Consider the following 15,095-nt stretch of genomic DNA (forward strand, 5'->3'; position numbering starts at 1 on the left):
CCGGGCATGAGCGAGAACCAGCCACACCCCACGGGTACGGGCCCTGACGGCGTCGACGACGACGGCCGGGCGGAGAGCGCCGTCGGTTGTCTGCTCGCCGTCGTCGGCGTCGTCGGCGCCGGGGTCTACGCGCTGCCCCGGGCCGCGTTCAGCATCGACGGCGGATTCGAGGCGCACGCCCGGGACTGGAGCGTCATCCTCGTCGACGTACCGCTGATCCTCCTCGTGGGGCTCCTCGTTCCGCCGATGACCTGGGCGGCGGCGACGCGGTGGCTGCGCCCGTGGGCGGCGCTGCTCGTCTGCGCCGCCGTCGCCGGGCTCGGCCTCTGGGGCATCGAGTCCGTGTGGCATCCGCGACAGGACCCCGATCCGGGGTACGGTCCCGGGATCTGACAGCGGCGCGCGGCCGACCGCGCGGTCGCAAGTGGTCTAGACAACATGGAATCGGTGTGCGAGCTTGAAGCGCCCGGGAGCCCCCATCTCCCGTGGCGCGCACAGCAGTTGTCCGGTGGGCCGTCGGAGCGTCGGCCCACTCCTCTCCCCCGTAGGAGGCAGCAGCCGTGAACAAAGCCCGCTCTCTGCTCAGCACCTCCCTTCTCGTCCTCGGACTGACCGCAGGACAGATCGCCCTCGGCCCCGTGGGCCACGGACAGCCCGCCCACGCCGACCCGGCGCCGACCGGCGCCGCCCAACCGGCCTCCGCGCCCCTTCCGCCGGTCTCCCCCACACCCCGGTCGATCGGCAGGTCCGGACAGGACGCCGTGGTCACCGGCCGGGTCGTCGTCGTCGCCGACGGCCGCACCGACCCGGCCGCCCGCGACCGCCTCGTCCGCGAGCTGCGGGCCCACGGCGCCGACCGCGTGGACGTCGTCGCCCCCGGGCGCGCCACCCCGCGCGGCCTGCTCACCGTCCGGCTCGGGCCCGCGTCGAGGCCCGACATCGCCGCGGCCCTCTCCGGCACGAGCGCCCCCGCCCAGGCCGAGGGCTACGCGCTGCGGGTGACCGCGGACGCCCCGAATCGGGAGGTCGCGCTGGGAGGCACGGACGCCACCGGCCAGTACTACGCCGTCCAGACGCTGCGCCAGCTCTTCGTCCGCACCGCCGAGGACGGCTGGAGCATCGCGGGAGCCCAGGTCGCCGACCATCCCTCGATGCCGCTGCGCGGCACGATCGAGGGTTTCTACGGCCTCCCCTGGACCCCGGCCGAGCGCCTGGACCAGATGGACTTCCACGGCGACGTCAAGGCCAACACCTACGTGTACGCGCCGAAGGACGACCCGTACCACCGTGACAAGTGGCGTGAGCCGTACCCGTCCGACAAGCTCACCGAGCTGGGCGAACTGATCGAGCGGGCGAACGCCAACCACGTCCGCTTCACCTTCGCCGTCTCCCCGGGTGCCTCCATCTGCTACTCCGACCCGGCGGACCGCGCCGCCCTGAAGGCGAAGCTGGGCGCCCTCCACGACCTGGGCGCCCGCGCGTTCTCGGTCCCGCTGGACGACATCCACTACACGGCGTGGAACTGCGAGGGCGACCGGCGCGCCTACGGGACGCCCGGGAGCGCCGCGGCGGCCAGGGCGCAGGTGGACCTGCTCAACGACGTCCAGCGCAATTTCGTCGCCGCCCGGCCGGGGACCCGGCCCCTCCAGATGGTGCCCACCGAGTACGGGGACCTCGGCGACTCCTCGTACAAGCGGACCCTGCGGGCCTCCCTCGACCCCGCGGTCGAGGTCATGTGGACCGGCACCGACGTCGTCCCGCCCTCGATCACCAACGCGCAGGCGGAGGCGGCCTCGAAGCTGTTCGGCCGCGAGGTCTTCGTCTGGGACAACTACCCGGTCAACGACTTCGGCGCCACCAGCGGCCGGCTGCTGCTCGCCCCGTACGACAAGCGCGAAGCCGGTCTCTCGGCGCACCTGAGCGGCATCGTCGCCAACCCGATGAACCAGCCCTACGCCAGCAAGATCGCCGTGTTCGGCGCGGCCGACTTCGCCTGGAACGACCGCGGTTACGACGCGGTCGCGAGCTGGACCCGGGCCCTGTCGTACCTCGCGGGCGGCGACGGCGAGTCGGCCGCCGCCCTGCGGGTCTTCGCGGACCTGGAGCACCTCGCGCCCACGTTCGGGACGACGCCCTGGCAGGAGCAGGCGCCCGAACTGGCCCGCCGCGTCAACCGGTTCTGGAGCGAGTGGGGTGCCGGACGGCGGACCGAGGCCCTGGCGGAGCTGCGGGCCTACGCCGTCTCGATCGCGCGGGCGCCGGAGCGGATCCGCGGCGGAGCCGTACAGGCGGGCTTCGTGGCCGACGCGGACTCCTGGCTCGACGCCACCGAGCTGTGGGGCCGGGCGGCGGTCGCCATGGTGGACGCGGTCGCCGCGCGCCAGACGGGTGACGCGGACCGGTCGCGGGTGCTGCTCGCCGAGTCCCGCGACCTCCAGGAGCGGGCCGAGGCGGTACGGGTGGAGCCGGCCCGCAACACCTGGGGCAACGCCCGGGTCAGGGTCGGCGACGGCGTCCTCGACGCCTTCCTCGTCCGGTCCGACGTGATGCTGGAGCTGTGGGACGTGGCCGGCGGCGGCGAGAACCTCGCGCTGAAGGGTACGGCGAGGGCGTCGAGCGTCGAGGGCAACCTCGACCGGCTGGCGGCGCGTCACGTCAACGACGGTTCCAACGGGACCCGTTGGGCCTCCGGGTACGGTGACGGGGAGTGGGTGGAGATCAAGCTCGCGGCTCCGGCCCGGGTCGCCGCGGTGACCGTCGCCTGGGAGGCGGCGTGCGCGACCGAGTACCGCATCGAAACCTCCGACGACGGCGTGAACTGGACTTCCGCCGCCACCCGGCGCCCGACCGCCTGCGGCACCGACGTGGTCCGGCTCCCGGCCGACCGGACCGTCACCCACGTCCGCATGCGGGGCGTCACGCGCGCCACGACGTGGGGGTACTCGATCTACGAGATGGCGGTGTACGGGGCTCCCGCGGCCTGACCCCGACACGGACGCCGACGGCGGGGGCAGTCACCCGTCTGACGCCGATACGGACCGACGGCGGGTGCGGTCACCGGTCGGAACCGGTGACCGCACCCGCCGGGCCCTCAGGCCGGGTGGGTCAGCCGATGGTCCAGCGCTGCAACGCCGAGCCACTGGCGGGCTGCTGGGTGACGGCGGCGCCGTTGGCCGTCGACGCGGTGGTGATCACCAGGTTGCTCTTGACCGAGGTCAGGGTGTGACCGCCGCCGGAGGCCGCCGCGACCTTCCACCGCTGGTTGGTGTTCCCGGTGCAGGTCCACTGGATGATGGAGGCGCCGGCGGACACGGAGCCGGCGTTGACGTCGACGCAGAGGCCGGAGGCGACGTTGGCCACGGTGTAGGAGCCGTCCGACTGCTCGGTGAAGGTCCACTTCTGGCTGTTGCCGCCGAGCAGCGCCGAGGTGCGCAGCTGGGTGCCGTTGGTCGCGCCGGCGGGGACCTCCAGGGCCTGGCCGCCGGTGGCGAGGGTGTGGACGCCGTTGAAGGCGCCGCCGGAGCCGCCACCGCTGGTCCAGGGGACGTCAGGGGCGGCGTAGTAGTTGATTCCCGCCGCGGTCCAGCGCGCACCGTGGGTGCCCAGACGGCGGCTGAAGTCGGTGTAGTTGTGGGTGGACTGCGGCGACCAGCCGATCTCGGCGACGGCGGGCAGGCGCGGGAAGGTCATGTGCTCGGCGTACACGTACGGCTCGGGGAACTGGCTGGTGGACTTGGGCAGTTCGTTGCTGCCCGAGTAGGCGCGGTCGGCCCACAGGGCGGCCTCGACGCCGGCGATCCTGTCGGCCGGAACGAGGGAGCCGGTGCCGTTGAGCTTGGCCGTCGAGGTGGTGGGGTCCCAGTCGTAGGCCTTGCTCAGCGGGACGTAGCCCTGCCAGGAGAGGCCGTACGGGGTCGAGGAGTCGTACTTCATGTCCAGGTACGCGTGGTCCGAGGGGGACATGACGAACTTGGCGTTCTGCTGGACGGCGTTGCGGACGAACTGGACGTCCTCGGTCTCGTTGGAGGTGCCGATGGTGGCCCGGTCGTCGGAGTCGCCCCACCACTGCATGATGCTGTTGGCGGGGATCGTCGACTGTCCGAGCTGGTGCCAGCCCATCACGGTCTTGCCCCGCGCGGTCGCGGCGGAGGTGGCTGCGGAGACGTAGGAGGCGTACTGGGAGGGGGTGGCCGCCGGGGTCTCGTCGCCGCCGAGGTGGACGTACGGTCCGGGCGTCATCGCCGCCACGGTGTCGATCACGGTGGTGAGGAAGCCGCTGACGTTGGAGACGTGCTGGGCGTCGCTCAGGCAGTAGAGGCTGATGCCCACGTCGAAGCCCGAGTACGGCTTGATCGCCTTGTTGTCGCAGTTGAGGTTCGCGACGGACGCGAGGGCGGCGCTGGTGTGGCCGGGCCCGTCGATCTCGGGGACGACGGTCATGAAGCGGGACTTGGCGTAGGCCACGATCTCCTGGTACTCCGCCGCGGTGTAGTACCAGTTGGTGCCGCCGGTGAAGCCGCTCTGCGTGCTCGCGCCGATCGTGGTGAGGCTCGGTATGGCCCCGATCGCGATGCGCCAGCCCTGGTCGTCCGTCAGGTGCAGATGCAGGGTGTTGATCTTGTAGGCCGCGGCCTGGTCGATGTACCGCTTGAGCTGGGACATCGGGAAGTAGCGCCGGGCGACGTCCACCATGACGCCGCGGTAGGCGTACCGGGGGGTGTCCGAGATCTGCACGGGGGCGACGGTCCAGGGGCCAGGCTTGACCGTGGTGGACTCGATCGCGGCCGGAAGGAGCTGCCGCAGGGTCTGCACCCCGCGGAACAGGCCCTGCGCCCCGTGTGCGGTCACCGTCACGCCGGTGCCGGTCGACGACAGCGTGTAGCCCTCGGCGCCGAGGCTGGACGGGCCGTTCGGGTCGAGCACGATGGACTGGGCCGCGGGCGGGGAGGCCGAGGTCACCGGCAGCGTGTAGCCGGTGGCCGGGGCGAGCAGCGCGGCGAGGTACGTGCCCACGCCCGCCGCGTCGGGGTCGCCGGACGGGACGACGTTCACCGGCGTCTGCGCGGTGAGGGTGAAGCCGCTGCCGGTGAGGTCCGTCTGGGACACGGGCTGGGGTACGACGGCCGCGGCGGAGGCGGAGGCGACGGACACGCCGCCCGAGCTCTTGGCGACGGTCGCCGCCCCGGCCGACGGCTGGGGCAGGGCGAGAGTGAGGGAGAGGGTGAGAGCGGCGAGAGTGGCGAGATCTCTGCCCCGCCGGCGCGTTGAGCGCATGGATGACTCCTTCGAGGAGGGGACGCACGGCTACGGGCGCGGCTGGGCACGCAGCATCTCGTCAGGGGTGCGGTGACGACATGAGGAGTGCAGCCGAGAACACTGGCCGTGCGTGATTCTGCGGAGTGGGGGGTGCTGCTGATCACTTTCGAACGAACCGTGGCAGCGCGGGGGCGAGAGCGTCAAGTCCTACCCGGACGTAGCTTCGTTGCGCGCATCGTGCGGGTGACGTTCGATGGACAGTTGGGAAATTCTCGACATTAGCTCTGTCGTAGATGCGGATGTTCACGCAACCATGAAAGATTGCGATCAACTTCACGCACCTAGGTCGACACGATGCCTCGGACGACGCCGAGGTCGACGAGGTCCTGCGGGCGGAGGCGCAGGTCGTCGGCGGTCGTGGCGGAGTCCTCCGGTGCGCGCTTCAGGATGGACGCGGCCGCCTCCGGGGCGATCACCGAGAAGTAACTGTCGGGTGTGGCCCAGAGATTGCCGGGGGCGGCCAGGGCGAGCGCGCCTCCCGAGCCGCCCTCGCCGATGAGGAGGGAGGTCAGCGGGACCCGAGCGGAGGCGACGGCGGCGAACAGGTCGGCGATCGCGGGGCCCGCACCCGCGCGCTCCGCCGCCGGCTCGTTGGCCGCCCCCGGGGTGTCGATCAGCGTGAGGACCGGGATGCCGAGACGGTCCGCGAGCCGGATCAGCCGGGCCGCCGTCCGGAAGCCGGCCGGACGGGTCGCCGTACCGCACTGCGCGGCATAGGCGACGGTCCGGCCGTCGGGAAGCCGCCCGAACCCGCACCGCATACCCGGGTCGACGCCCCCGCAGCGGTCGCCGGAGATCTCCTCACGCAGGGTGAACCGCGCGTCGAGGTACGCACCGGCCCGCGGCCGCCGGGGGTGCCGGGCCCGCGCCACGGCGTCCCGGCCACTCGCGGCGGGCGGCTCGCCGGGGTTGCCGGGCAGGGCGGGGTCGGCGAGGGCGCCGAGGACGCTCGGGTCGCTGAGTGCGCCAGGGTCCCCGAGCCCGCCCGGCTCGCTGAGCGCGCCCGGGCCGCCGCCGAGCGTCCCCGGGTTACCGAGCGCGCGCGGCGGCGGGATCGGGCCGTCGGCAGGGTGGGTGAGTAGGGAGAGCCAGCGGGCGAGGGTGTCGCGCAGGGCGGTGGGTGACACGATCGCGTCGATGTGGCCGTGGGTGAGCTGCGCCTCGGCGGTGTACGCGGCGGGGTCCGCGTCCGGCGGGCGGACGCGGGAACCGGCGAAGGCGACCTGCGCGCCCGGCAGGGCCAGCACGACGTCCGATCCGGCGCCCAGTGTGGCCCATCCGCCTCCGGTCGTCGGATCCCGCAGGACGGCGAGCTGCGGCAGCCCCGCGGCTCGGGTGAGGGCCGACTCGCCCGCCAGGAACTGGAGTTGGAGCAGGGCGCGCATGCCCTCGTGCATCCGGCTGCCGCCGGTGGCCGGCAGGACGACCACGGGCAACCGCCGGGAGCGGGCCAGCGCGTGGGCCGCGGCGACGCGCGCCCCCGTCCGCTCCCCGAGGGAACCGCCGAGGAAGCCGAACTCGAACGAGATCAGCACCGCCCGCACCCCGCCGACCACACCCGTACCGCAGATCACCGATTCGGTCTCGCCGGTGCGGGCGGAAGCGCGCGCGTGGGCCGCCGAATAGCCGGGCCAGCCGATCGGCCCGTCGGCCGTCAAAGGCCCTTCGGTGAACTCGAGTTCGGTGAAGTCGCCGCCGGTGACGAGGGCGATCGCCTCGCGTGCCGTCGTCGGTTCGCTCATGGCTGGCCTCGCAGCTCGTAACCGGAGTGGGGGAGGGGGCGGTCGGCGGGCGGGCACGCCCGGTTCGGGGCCCCTTCACCGTACCGCCCTGTTGTCCCGCGACTACCCCGCGTTCCCCCTCACCTCCACCAGGCACCCCCCACACACACAATCCGCCGCTCAGGCCAGGATGCCGCTGCCGTGCGGGGCGTACAGGTCCAGGAGTCGGACCCGGGTCACCTGGAGACGGTGGGCCAGGATCGAGCCCACCCAGAACATGACCGAGGCACCGAACTCCGTGTCCGAGCGGCACATCGAACGGACGGCCGGGGCGTTGAACTCGTACGCCCGTACCGGCGTCATCGCCTCGGCCCCGGACTGGCACAGATACGGCGGGAACAGCCACGAGACACCGACCAACTCACCGTGGCGCAAGGTCTCGATCGCGGGTGACCCCCGGCCCGGCACCTTCGCGTCGAGCGTCACCGCGCCCGTCTTCACGATCCAGAACCGGTCGGCGCTCTGCTGCTCCTCGAACAGCCGGTGACCGGAGTCGAAGTACACGTCCTCGGCGAAGGCCATCAGACGCTCCCGGTGCTCCGGAGGCAACGTGCTGACCTTGGGTGCGGCTCTGCTCATGGCGGACCCTCCTCGCGCACTCGGCTCCTCTCCCCAGTGTCCGCCACGCCGCGCCGGGGCGCCCGCCCCGCAGCACCGCCCCCCCTCCGCCCCGCACCCCGGCTCCGGCGTGCGGGGCACGGGAGGAGGGCGGAGCATGAACGTGAGGAGGGAGCGGCCAGCGGGGGGCGTGAGCCAGGAGGGTGCGATGCCCGTCCCGGAAGAACCCGTCCCGGAAGGCGGCGACGCGCTCGTCGTGCTGCGCGCCGTCGACAAGCACTTCGGCACCCTGCACGTCCTCCAGTCCATCGACCTGACGATCCACCGCGGCGAGGTCGTCGTCGTGATCGGTCCGTCGGGCTCGGGGAAGTCGACGCTGTGCCGTGCGATCAACCGCCTGGAGACCATCGACAGCGGCGAGATCGTCGTCGACGGCCGCCCCCTGCCCGCCGAGGGCCGTGAGCTGGCGGCCCTGCGCGCCGACGTCGGCATGGTCTTCCAGTCCTTCAACCTCTTCGCGCACAAGACGGTGCTCGACAACGTCACCCTGGGTCGGATCAAGGTCCGCAAGAAGGACCGGAAGGAGGCCGAGCAGCGCGCCCGCGCCCTCCTCGACCGGGTCGGCGTCGCCTCACAGGCCGATAAGTATCCGGCGCAGCTCTCCGGCGGTCAGCAGCAGCGGGTGGCGATCGCCCGCGCGCTCGCCATGGATCCGAAGGTCATGCTCTTCGACGAGCCGACCTCGGCCCTCGACCCCGAGATGATCAACGAGGTCCTGGAGGTCATGCAGCAGCTGGCCCGGGACGGGATGACGATGGTGGTCGTCACCCACGAGATGGGCTTCGCCCGCTCCGCCGCCAACCGGGTCGTCTTCATGGCCGACGGCCGGATCGTCGAGGAGACGACCCCGGACGAGTTCTTCGGCAACCCGCGCAGCGACCGCGCCCGGGACTTCCTGTCCAAGATCCTCCACCACTAGCCACGCCACGGCCGTCACCGAGCCGCGGCCGTCGCCCGACCAGCAGCCCCCAGGGGTGATCCTCATGAACCCGATCAGGACCGGCAGGGCCGCCGTGGCCGTCGCCGCGGCCGTCGTCCTCTCCGTCACCACCGCAGGACTCGCGAGCGGAGCCGCCGGCGCCGCGCCACGCGACCACGGCGGTGAAAAGATCACCGTGGGCATCAAGTTCGACCAGCCCGGCGTCGGCCTGAAGACCCCCGACGGCACCTACACCGGCTTCGACGTCGACGTGGCCACGTACGTCGCCAAGCAACTCGGCCACGACCCGGCCGACATCGTGTGGAAGGAGGCCAAGAGCGCCGACCGGGAGACGCTGCTCCAGCGCGGCGACGTGGACTTCATCGCGGCCTCGTACTCGATCAACGACGAGCGGGCCGAGAAGGTCGACTTCGCCGGCCCCTACCTCCTCGCCCACCAGGACGTCCTGATCCGCGCCGACGACGACTCGATCAAGCAGCCGTCCGACCTCAACAACAAGAAGCTCTGCTCGGTCACCGGCTCGACGTCCGCGCAGAACGTGAAGGACAAGATCGCCCCCGACGCCCAGCTCCAGGAGTACGGCGGCTACTCCGAGTGCCTGACCGGACTCGAGAACGGCGTCATCGACGCCGTCACCACCGACGACTCGATCCTCGCCGGATACGCCTCGCAGAGCCAGTTCAAGGACAAGTTCAAGCTCGGCGGCTTCAAGATGAGCAACGAGAACTACGGCATCGGCGTCCAGAAGGGCAGCGACCTCAAGGGCAAGATCAACACGGCCCTGGAGAAGATGGTCGCCGACGGCTCCTGGGACGCGGCGGTGAAGAAGAACTTCGGCCCCGCCAAGTACCAGAACGAGCCCGCTCCGAAGATCGGCGTCGTCGTGAAGTGAGTGGGCCGCCGTGTTCGACTTCCTCCAGGGGTACGACCTGCTCGGAGCCTTCTGGGTGACGGTGCAGCTCACCGTCTACTCCGCGATCGGCTCCCTGGTCTGGGGGACGCTGCTTGCCGCCATGCGCGTCAGCCCCGTCCCCCTCATGCGGGGCTTCGGCACCGTGTACGTCAACATCGTCCGCAACATCCCCCTCACCGTCATCATCGTCTTCACCTCCCTCGGCCTCTTCCAGACCCTCGGCGTCAGCCTGGGCGCCGACCGCTTCACCACCATCAACTTCCGCCTCGCCGTCCTCGGCTTCATCGCCTACACCAGCGCCTTCGTCTGCGAGGCGGTCCGCTCCGGCATCAACACCGTCCCCCTCGGACAGGTCGAGGCCGCCCGCGCCATCGGGCTCAGCTTCCCCCAGGTCCTTCGCATCATCGTGCTCCCGCAGGCCTTCCGCTCCGTCGTCGGCCCGCTGGCCAACGTCCTCATCGCCCTCACCAAGAACACCACCGTGGCCGCCGCCATCGGCGTCGCCGAAGCCGCCCTGCTGATGCGCGAGATGATCGAGAACGAGGCCCAGCTCATCCTGATCTCCGCGATCTTCGCCGTCGGCTTCATCTGCCTCACCCTGCCCACCGGACTCTTCCTCGGCTGGGTCGCCAAGAAGGTGGCGGTGAAACGGTGAAGACCAGACCCACCGTCCTCTACGACGTCCCGGGCCCGCGCGCCCGGCGGCGCAACCTCCTCTGGACCCTCCTGTTCCTCGCCGCCCTCGCCGCCGTCGTGTGGTGGGTCATGGCGAGCCTCGCCGACAAGAACCAGCTCGAATGGGACAAGTGGGCCCCCTTCTTCACGGACGCTCGGGTATGGGAGACGTACGTCCTGCCCGCGCTCAAGAACACCGTGATCGCCGCCGCGCTCGCCATGGTCATCGCCCTGCCCCTGGGCGCGCTCCTCGGCATCTCGCGCCTCTCCGACCATCGTGCCGTACGGGGCGGCGCGGGCACCGTCGTCGAGTTCTTCCGGGCCATCCCCGTCCTGATCCTCATGCTGTTCGCCAACGCGGCCTACTCCGAGTTCACCGACATCAGCCCGGGCACCCGCCCGCTGTACGCCGTCGTCACCGGTCTCGTCCTCTACAACGCCTCCGTCCTCGCCGAGGTCGTCCGCGCCGGCATCCTCGCCCTCCCCGCCGGCCAGACCGACGCGGCGAAGGCCATCGGCATGCGCAAGGGCCAGACCATGACGTACGTGCTCCTCCCGCAGTCCGTCACCGCCATGCTGCCCGCGCTCGTCAGCCAGCTCGTCGTCATCGTCAAGGACACCGCGCTCGGCGGCGCGATGCTCGGCTTCTCCGAACTCCTCGCCTCCGTGCGCCCGCTCAGCGCCAACTACGGCGCCAACACGATCGCCTGCTTCACCGTCGTCGCCGTCCTCTTCGTCGTCCTCAACTTCGCCCTCACCACCTTCGCCTCCTGGCTCGAAGGACGACTGCGGCGCGGCAAGAAGTCCACCGGCGCCGTCGTCGGAGCCGGGGCCGTCGAGGAACTCGCCACCCCCGGCGAACACCTGGACACCCCCGGCAAGCCGCCCGACACCCGCTGAGGATGCGCCGCCCGGGTGAAGCGACCCATCCGGACGGCGGTGCGTGCCGAAGTACCCACCATGAACCCCACCGAGCCCGCGCCGGACGACGTCCGCGAGCCCACCCGTACCGACCGTCTCCTCGCCGCGCTCGGCGGTCTCGTCGCCGCGTACGTCTCGCTCGCCGTCGCGGACCTCGTCGCCTCCCGGGTACGACCCGAGGCAGGGCCCGTCCTCGCCATCGGAGACGCCGTCGTCGACCGGACCCCGGCGGTCGTCAAGGACTGGGCGATCCGCACCTTCGGCGAGAGCGACAAGGTCATCCTCCAGCTCGGCATCCTGGCCCTCCTGGCACTCATCGCCCTCGGCATCGGGCTGCTCGCACTCCGCCACCGGCTGCTCGGCGCCCTCGCGGTCGCCGCCTTCGGCCTCCTCGGGGCCCTCGCCGCCGTCACCCGCCCCGACTCCGACTCCGCCCTGGACGCCGTGCCCTCCCTCGTCGGCGCCGCCGCCGGCGCGGCCCTGCTGTACGTCCTCACCGGCCTCCTCCGCGCTCCGAGGGCCGGCACCGCCCGGCCCGGTCGGCGGAGCTTCCTGATCGTCGCCGCCTCCACCGGACTCGCCGCGACCGGCGCCGCCGCCCTCGGAAGGGCGGCCGGCTCACCCGCCGAGGAGAACGCCGCCGCCTCCCGCGCGGCCGTACGACTGCCCCGTCCCGCGTCCCCGGCCCCGCCCGTCCCCGCCGGAGCGCAGCTCGACGTCCCCGGCATCAGCCCCTTCGTCACCCCCAACCGCGACTTCTACCGCGTCGACACCGCGCTCGTCGTCCCCAAGGTCGACGCCGGCCGCTGGCGGCTGCGCCTCCACGGCAGCGGCGTACGCCGGGAACTCACCCTCACCCTGCGGGAGCTCATGGCCCGCAGGACCGTGGAGCGGGACATCACCCTCGCCTGCGTCTCCAACGAGGTCGGCGGCCCCTACGTCGGCAACGCCCGCTGGCTCGGCGTCCCCCTCGCCGAACTGCTCCGCGAGGCCGGCGTCCGCCCGCCCTCCGAGGGCGGGCCCGCCGACCAGCTCGTCGCCCGCTCCGTCGACGGCATGACCATCGGCACCCCCGTCGAGGAGATCATGGACGGCCGCGACGCCCTCCTCGCCTTCGGCATGAACGGCGAACCCCTGCCGTTCACCCACGGCTTCCCCGTCCGCATGATCGTCCCCGGCCTCTACGGCTACGTCTCCGCCTGCAAGTGGATCGAGTCCATCGAACTCACCACCTTCGACGCCTACGACGCCTACTGGGTCCCGCGCGGCTGGGCCGCCCAGGCCCCCGTGAAGACCCAGGCCCGCATCGACACCCCCCGCTCCTTCGGCCGCCCCGCCGCCGGCACCGTCATGGTCGCCGGCGTCGCCTGGGCCCAGCACCGGGGCATCCGGCGCGTCGAGGTACGCGTCGACGAAGGCCCCTGGCAGGACGCCCGCCTCGCCGCCGAGGACAGCCGCGACACCTGGCGCCAGTGGACGTACCCCTGGACGGCGACCCCCGGCCGGCACACCCTCACCGTCCGCGCCACCGACGGCACCGGCACCACCCAGCCGGAACGGCGCACCCCCACGATGCCCGATGGGGCGCAGGGCTGGCACTCCGTGGTCGTGACGGTCGAAGGTGCGTAACGAAGCCGTCCTGGAGGCCCGTTCACGGCCCGCATGAGGGAGACTGCTGCCGTGCGTGGACATCTGCCGGACGAGAACACCGGTTTCGTGGGACGCCGCACGGAACTGGAGCGGATCTCCGCCGCGTTGGCGGAGCACCGCCTCGTCACCGTGACCGGCGTCGGGGGAGTCGGGAAGACCCGGCTCGCGCTGCGCGCCGCGCACCGCGCCGCCGGCCACTACCCCGACGGGGCCTGGTGGACCGACCTCACCCCGCTCGACGGCGACCGGCTCCTCGTCGCCCTCGTCGCCGACTCCGTCGACCTGTCCGACCACACCCCGGGCATGGCGACCACCGGCCTCTGCCGCCGCCTCGCCGACGACCGCCTGCTGCTCGTCCTCGACTCCTGCGAGCACCTGGCCGCACCCTGCGCCCGGCTCGTCACCGAACTCCTCGCCGCCGCCCCCGGACTCACCGTCCTCGCCACGAGCCGCGTCCCCCTCGGCGTCGAAGGAGAGCGGGTCGTCGACCTCGACCCGCTGCCCCCCACCGGACGGGACGCCCTGGACCTGCTCCGGCGGGCGGCGGGCGAGGAGTTCCCCGCCGCCGGTCCCGCCGGCGAGATCTGCGTACGCCTCGAAGGCATCCCGCTCGCACTCGAACTGGCCGCGGCGCAGATCCGCCTCCAGGGCGCCGAAGCGGTACGGGACCAGCTCGGCACCCGCCTCGACGCCCCGCCCGAGGCCCGCTTCGACCTGCTCGTCCACCCCGAGCGGGTGTGGCCGAGCCGCCACCAGACCCTGCGCGCCGCCATCGGCTGGAGCCACGAGCTGAGTACGCCGCTCGAACGCCTCCTCTGGGCGCGTCTCTCCGTCTTCCGGGGCCCCTTCGACCTCGCGTCGGCGACCGCCGTGTGCGTCGGCGGCCCGCTGGACCGGGCGAACCTGCCGGACGCCCTCGCCGGGCTCGTCCGCGCCTCCGTGGTCCGCCCCGAGGACGCCGGCGGGAGGCACCGGATGCTCGACACCCTCCGCGCGTACGGGGCGACCTGGCTCGAACGGACCGGGGAGACAGGGGCGGTCGCCGACCGGCACGCCGCCCACTTCCGGGGCCTGGCGCGCCGGGCGGAGAGCGCGTGGCACGGCGCCGGCCAGCCGCGCTGGTACCGGACCGTGGACGCGCACCACACCGACCTGCGCACCGCCCTCGACCGGCTGCTGCGCACCGACCCCGCCGCCGCCCTCGACCTCGTCGGCTCCGTCGCCTTCGCCTGGTCCTGCCGCGGCCGCCTGCGCGAAGCCCGCGACGGCCTCGAACAGGCCCTCCTGCTCAGCGACGCCCGCGGCCGCGTCCGGGCCCGCGCCCTGTGGGCGCTCGGCGTCACCCTGATCCTCCAGGGCGAGTCGGGCGCCGCCCAGGAGATCAGCGAGCGCTGCGCCCGGGAGGCCCGGTACGCGGAGCACACGGAGGGCACGCAGCCCGCGGAGCGCGCCGAGGCGACGGGAGACGGGACGGGCGACCGGCCGGGGAGCGGCGGCCCGGCGCGGTCCGGCGACCGACCGGGTAGCGGCGACCCGCACCGACCAGGGAGTGGCGGCCCGCACCGGCCCGGCGACCTGACCCTCGACGCCGCCGCCCTCGCCGGGCTCCTCGCCCTGACCACCGGCCGGCCGATGGCCGCGTACGTCGTCGTGGGCCATGTCCTCGACGCCGTCCGGGGCGGCCCCGCCGACTCCGCCGCCCGGCTCCGCTGCCACCTCGTGCGGGTCTTCGCCCTCACCGGCCTCGGCCGGCTCGCGGAGGCCCGGGAGCGGGCGCTCGCCCTGCGCGCCCTGTGCGAGGAACTCGACGAGCACTGGACCAGGACCGCCCTGGAGTACCAGCTCGCCCTCACCGGCCTCCTGGAGGGCGACCCGGCCACCGCGGCGGGACACGCACGCGAGATGCTCGAAGGCACCCGCCGGCTCGGGGCGAGCCTCGGCGTGGCCCTCGGCCTCGACGTCCTCGCCACCGCCCTCGCGGCGGCCGGCGACGGCGAGCGCGCCGCCGACGTCTCCGGTACCGGGGAGGCCTACTGGCGCTCCACCGGCCAGCCCCGGCGCGGACTGCCGGGCCTGCGGGCGCTGCGGGAGAAGTACACGGACACGGTCCGCGCGACGATCGGTGACCCGGCGTACGAGGAGATCTTCGTACGCGCCCTCACCGGCCCACCCCAGGACGGCCTCGACCGGGCACTGCGCGGCCCGCGGAAGCCGTGAGGGGCCGTGGGGGCGACCACCGCACCCCGCCCTCGGGACCAGCAGGCCAGAGACGTACAGGCCA

The 15,095-nt window shown here is 73.0% G+C and carries 11 protein-coding genes; 8 read left to right on the plus strand and 3 right to left on the minus strand.

The features are described from left to right. Positions 1–6 precede the first annotated feature (6 nt). Complete coding sequence (locus ABT034_RS26450) at positions 7–393, plus strand: hypothetical protein (protein WP_351219380.1); 387 nt, start codon at positions 7–9, stop codon at positions 391–393. Positions 394–638: 245 nt separating this feature from the next. After that, complete coding sequence (locus ABT034_RS26455) at positions 639–2,984, plus strand: glycoside hydrolase family 84 protein (protein ID WP_351219448.1); 2,346 nt, start codon at positions 639–641, stop codon at positions 2,982–2,984. 121 nt (positions 2,985–3,105) lie between these two features. Here the strand turns inward: ABT034_RS26455 and ABT034_RS26460 are convergent, their stop codons facing one another. From ABT034_RS26460 to ABT034_RS26470, 3 genes are all read right to left on the minus strand, one after another. Further along, positions 3,106–5,274, minus strand: coding sequence for a family 20 glycosylhydrolase (locus ABT034_RS26460; RefSeq protein ID WP_351219382.1), 2,169 nt, complete (start codon positions 5,272–5,274; stop codon positions 3,106–3,108). Between the two features lie 323 nt (positions 5,275–5,597). Continuing rightward, complete coding sequence (locus tag ABT034_RS26465) at positions 5,598–7,058, minus strand: carboxyl transferase domain-containing protein (protein WP_351219384.1); 1,461 nt, start codon at positions 7,056–7,058, stop codon at positions 5,598–5,600. Positions 7,059–7,217: 159 nt separating this feature from the next. Further along, positions 7,218–7,676, minus strand: a complete 459-nt coding sequence (locus ABT034_RS26470; protein WP_351219386.1) for a Crp/Fnr family transcriptional regulator — start codon at positions 7,674–7,676, stop codon at positions 7,218–7,220. A 187-nt stretch (positions 7,677–7,863) separates the two neighbouring features. Here ABT034_RS26470 and ABT034_RS26475 point away from each other — a divergent pair, with 187 nt between their 5' ends. The 6 genes from ABT034_RS26475 (at position 7,864) to ABT034_RS26500 (ending at position 15,031) form a co-directional block, all read left to right on the plus strand. Further along, a complete protein-coding gene (locus ABT034_RS26475) occupies positions 7,864–8,634 on the plus strand; it encodes an amino acid ABC transporter ATP-binding protein (RefSeq protein WP_351219388.1) in 771 nt (256 codons plus the stop codon). 64 nt (positions 8,635–8,698) lie between these two features. Further along, entirely contained in the window at positions 8,699–9,547 is an 849-nt protein-coding gene (locus ABT034_RS26480; protein ID WP_351219390.1) for a glutamate ABC transporter substrate-binding protein, read from the plus strand. Positions 9,548–9,557: 10 nt separating this feature from the next. Next, positions 9,558–10,223, plus strand: coding sequence for an amino acid ABC transporter permease (locus ABT034_RS26485; protein WP_351219392.1), 666 nt, complete (start codon positions 9,558–9,560; stop codon positions 10,221–10,223). Then, positions 10,220–11,143 carry an amino acid ABC transporter permease gene (locus ABT034_RS26490; protein ID WP_351219394.1) on the plus strand — a complete coding sequence of 308 codons (924 nt, stop codon included), beginning with the start codon at positions 10,220–10,222 and terminating at the stop codon, positions 11,141–11,143. Before ABT034_RS26485 ends, ABT034_RS26490 begins: the two co-directional genes overlap by 4 nt. A gap of 60 nt (positions 11,144–11,203) precedes the next feature. Next, positions 11,204–12,793: a molybdopterin-dependent oxidoreductase gene (locus ABT034_RS26495; RefSeq protein ID WP_351219396.1), complete on the plus strand. Its 1,590-nt coding sequence runs from the start codon at positions 11,204–11,206 to the stop codon at positions 12,791–12,793. Between the two features lie 33 nt (positions 12,794–12,826). Further along, positions 12,827–15,031 (plus strand): ATP-binding protein, encoded by a 2,205-nt coding sequence (locus tag ABT034_RS26500; protein WP_502973059.1) that lies wholly within the window; start codon positions 12,827–12,829, stop codon positions 15,029–15,031. The last annotated feature ends 64 nt before the right edge of the window (positions 15,032–15,095 follow it).

Origin of the sequence: Streptomyces sp. NPDC002773, assembly GCF_040295605.1 — a bacterium.
Lineage (GTDB): Bacteria > Actinomycetota > Actinomycetes > Streptomycetales > Streptomycetaceae > Streptomyces.

Bases quoted from the DNA above. Each gene is read 5' to 3' on its own strand.
- ABT034_RS26450 (WP_351219380.1), top strand. From the start codon at position 7: ATGAGCGAGAACCAGCCACACCCCACGGGTACGGGCCCTGACGGCGTC.
- ABT034_RS26460 (WP_351219382.1), bottom strand. From the start codon at position 5,274: ATGCGCTCAACGCGCCGGCGGGGCAGAGATCTCGCCACTCTCGCCGCT.
- ABT034_RS26465 (WP_351219384.1), bottom strand. From the start codon at position 7,058: ATGAGCGAACCGACGACGGCACGCGAGGCGATCGCCCTCGTCACCGGC.
- ABT034_RS26470 (WP_351219386.1), bottom strand. From the start codon at position 7,676: ATGAGCAGAGCCGCACCCAAGGTCAGCACGTTGCCTCCGGAGCACCGG.
- ABT034_RS26475 (WP_351219388.1), top strand. From the start codon at position 7,864: ATGCCCGTCCCGGAAGAACCCGTCCCGGAAGGCGGCGACGCGCTCGTC.
- ABT034_RS26480 (WP_351219390.1), top strand. From the start codon at position 8,699: ATGAACCCGATCAGGACCGGCAGGGCCGCCGTGGCCGTCGCCGCGGCC.
- ABT034_RS26495 (WP_351219396.1), top strand. From the start codon at position 11,204: ATGAACCCCACCGAGCCCGCGCCGGACGACGTCCGCGAGCCCACCCGT.
- ABT034_RS26500 (WP_502973059.1), top strand. From the start codon at position 12,827: ATGAGGGAGACTGCTGCCGTGCGTGGACATCTGCCGGACGAGAACACC.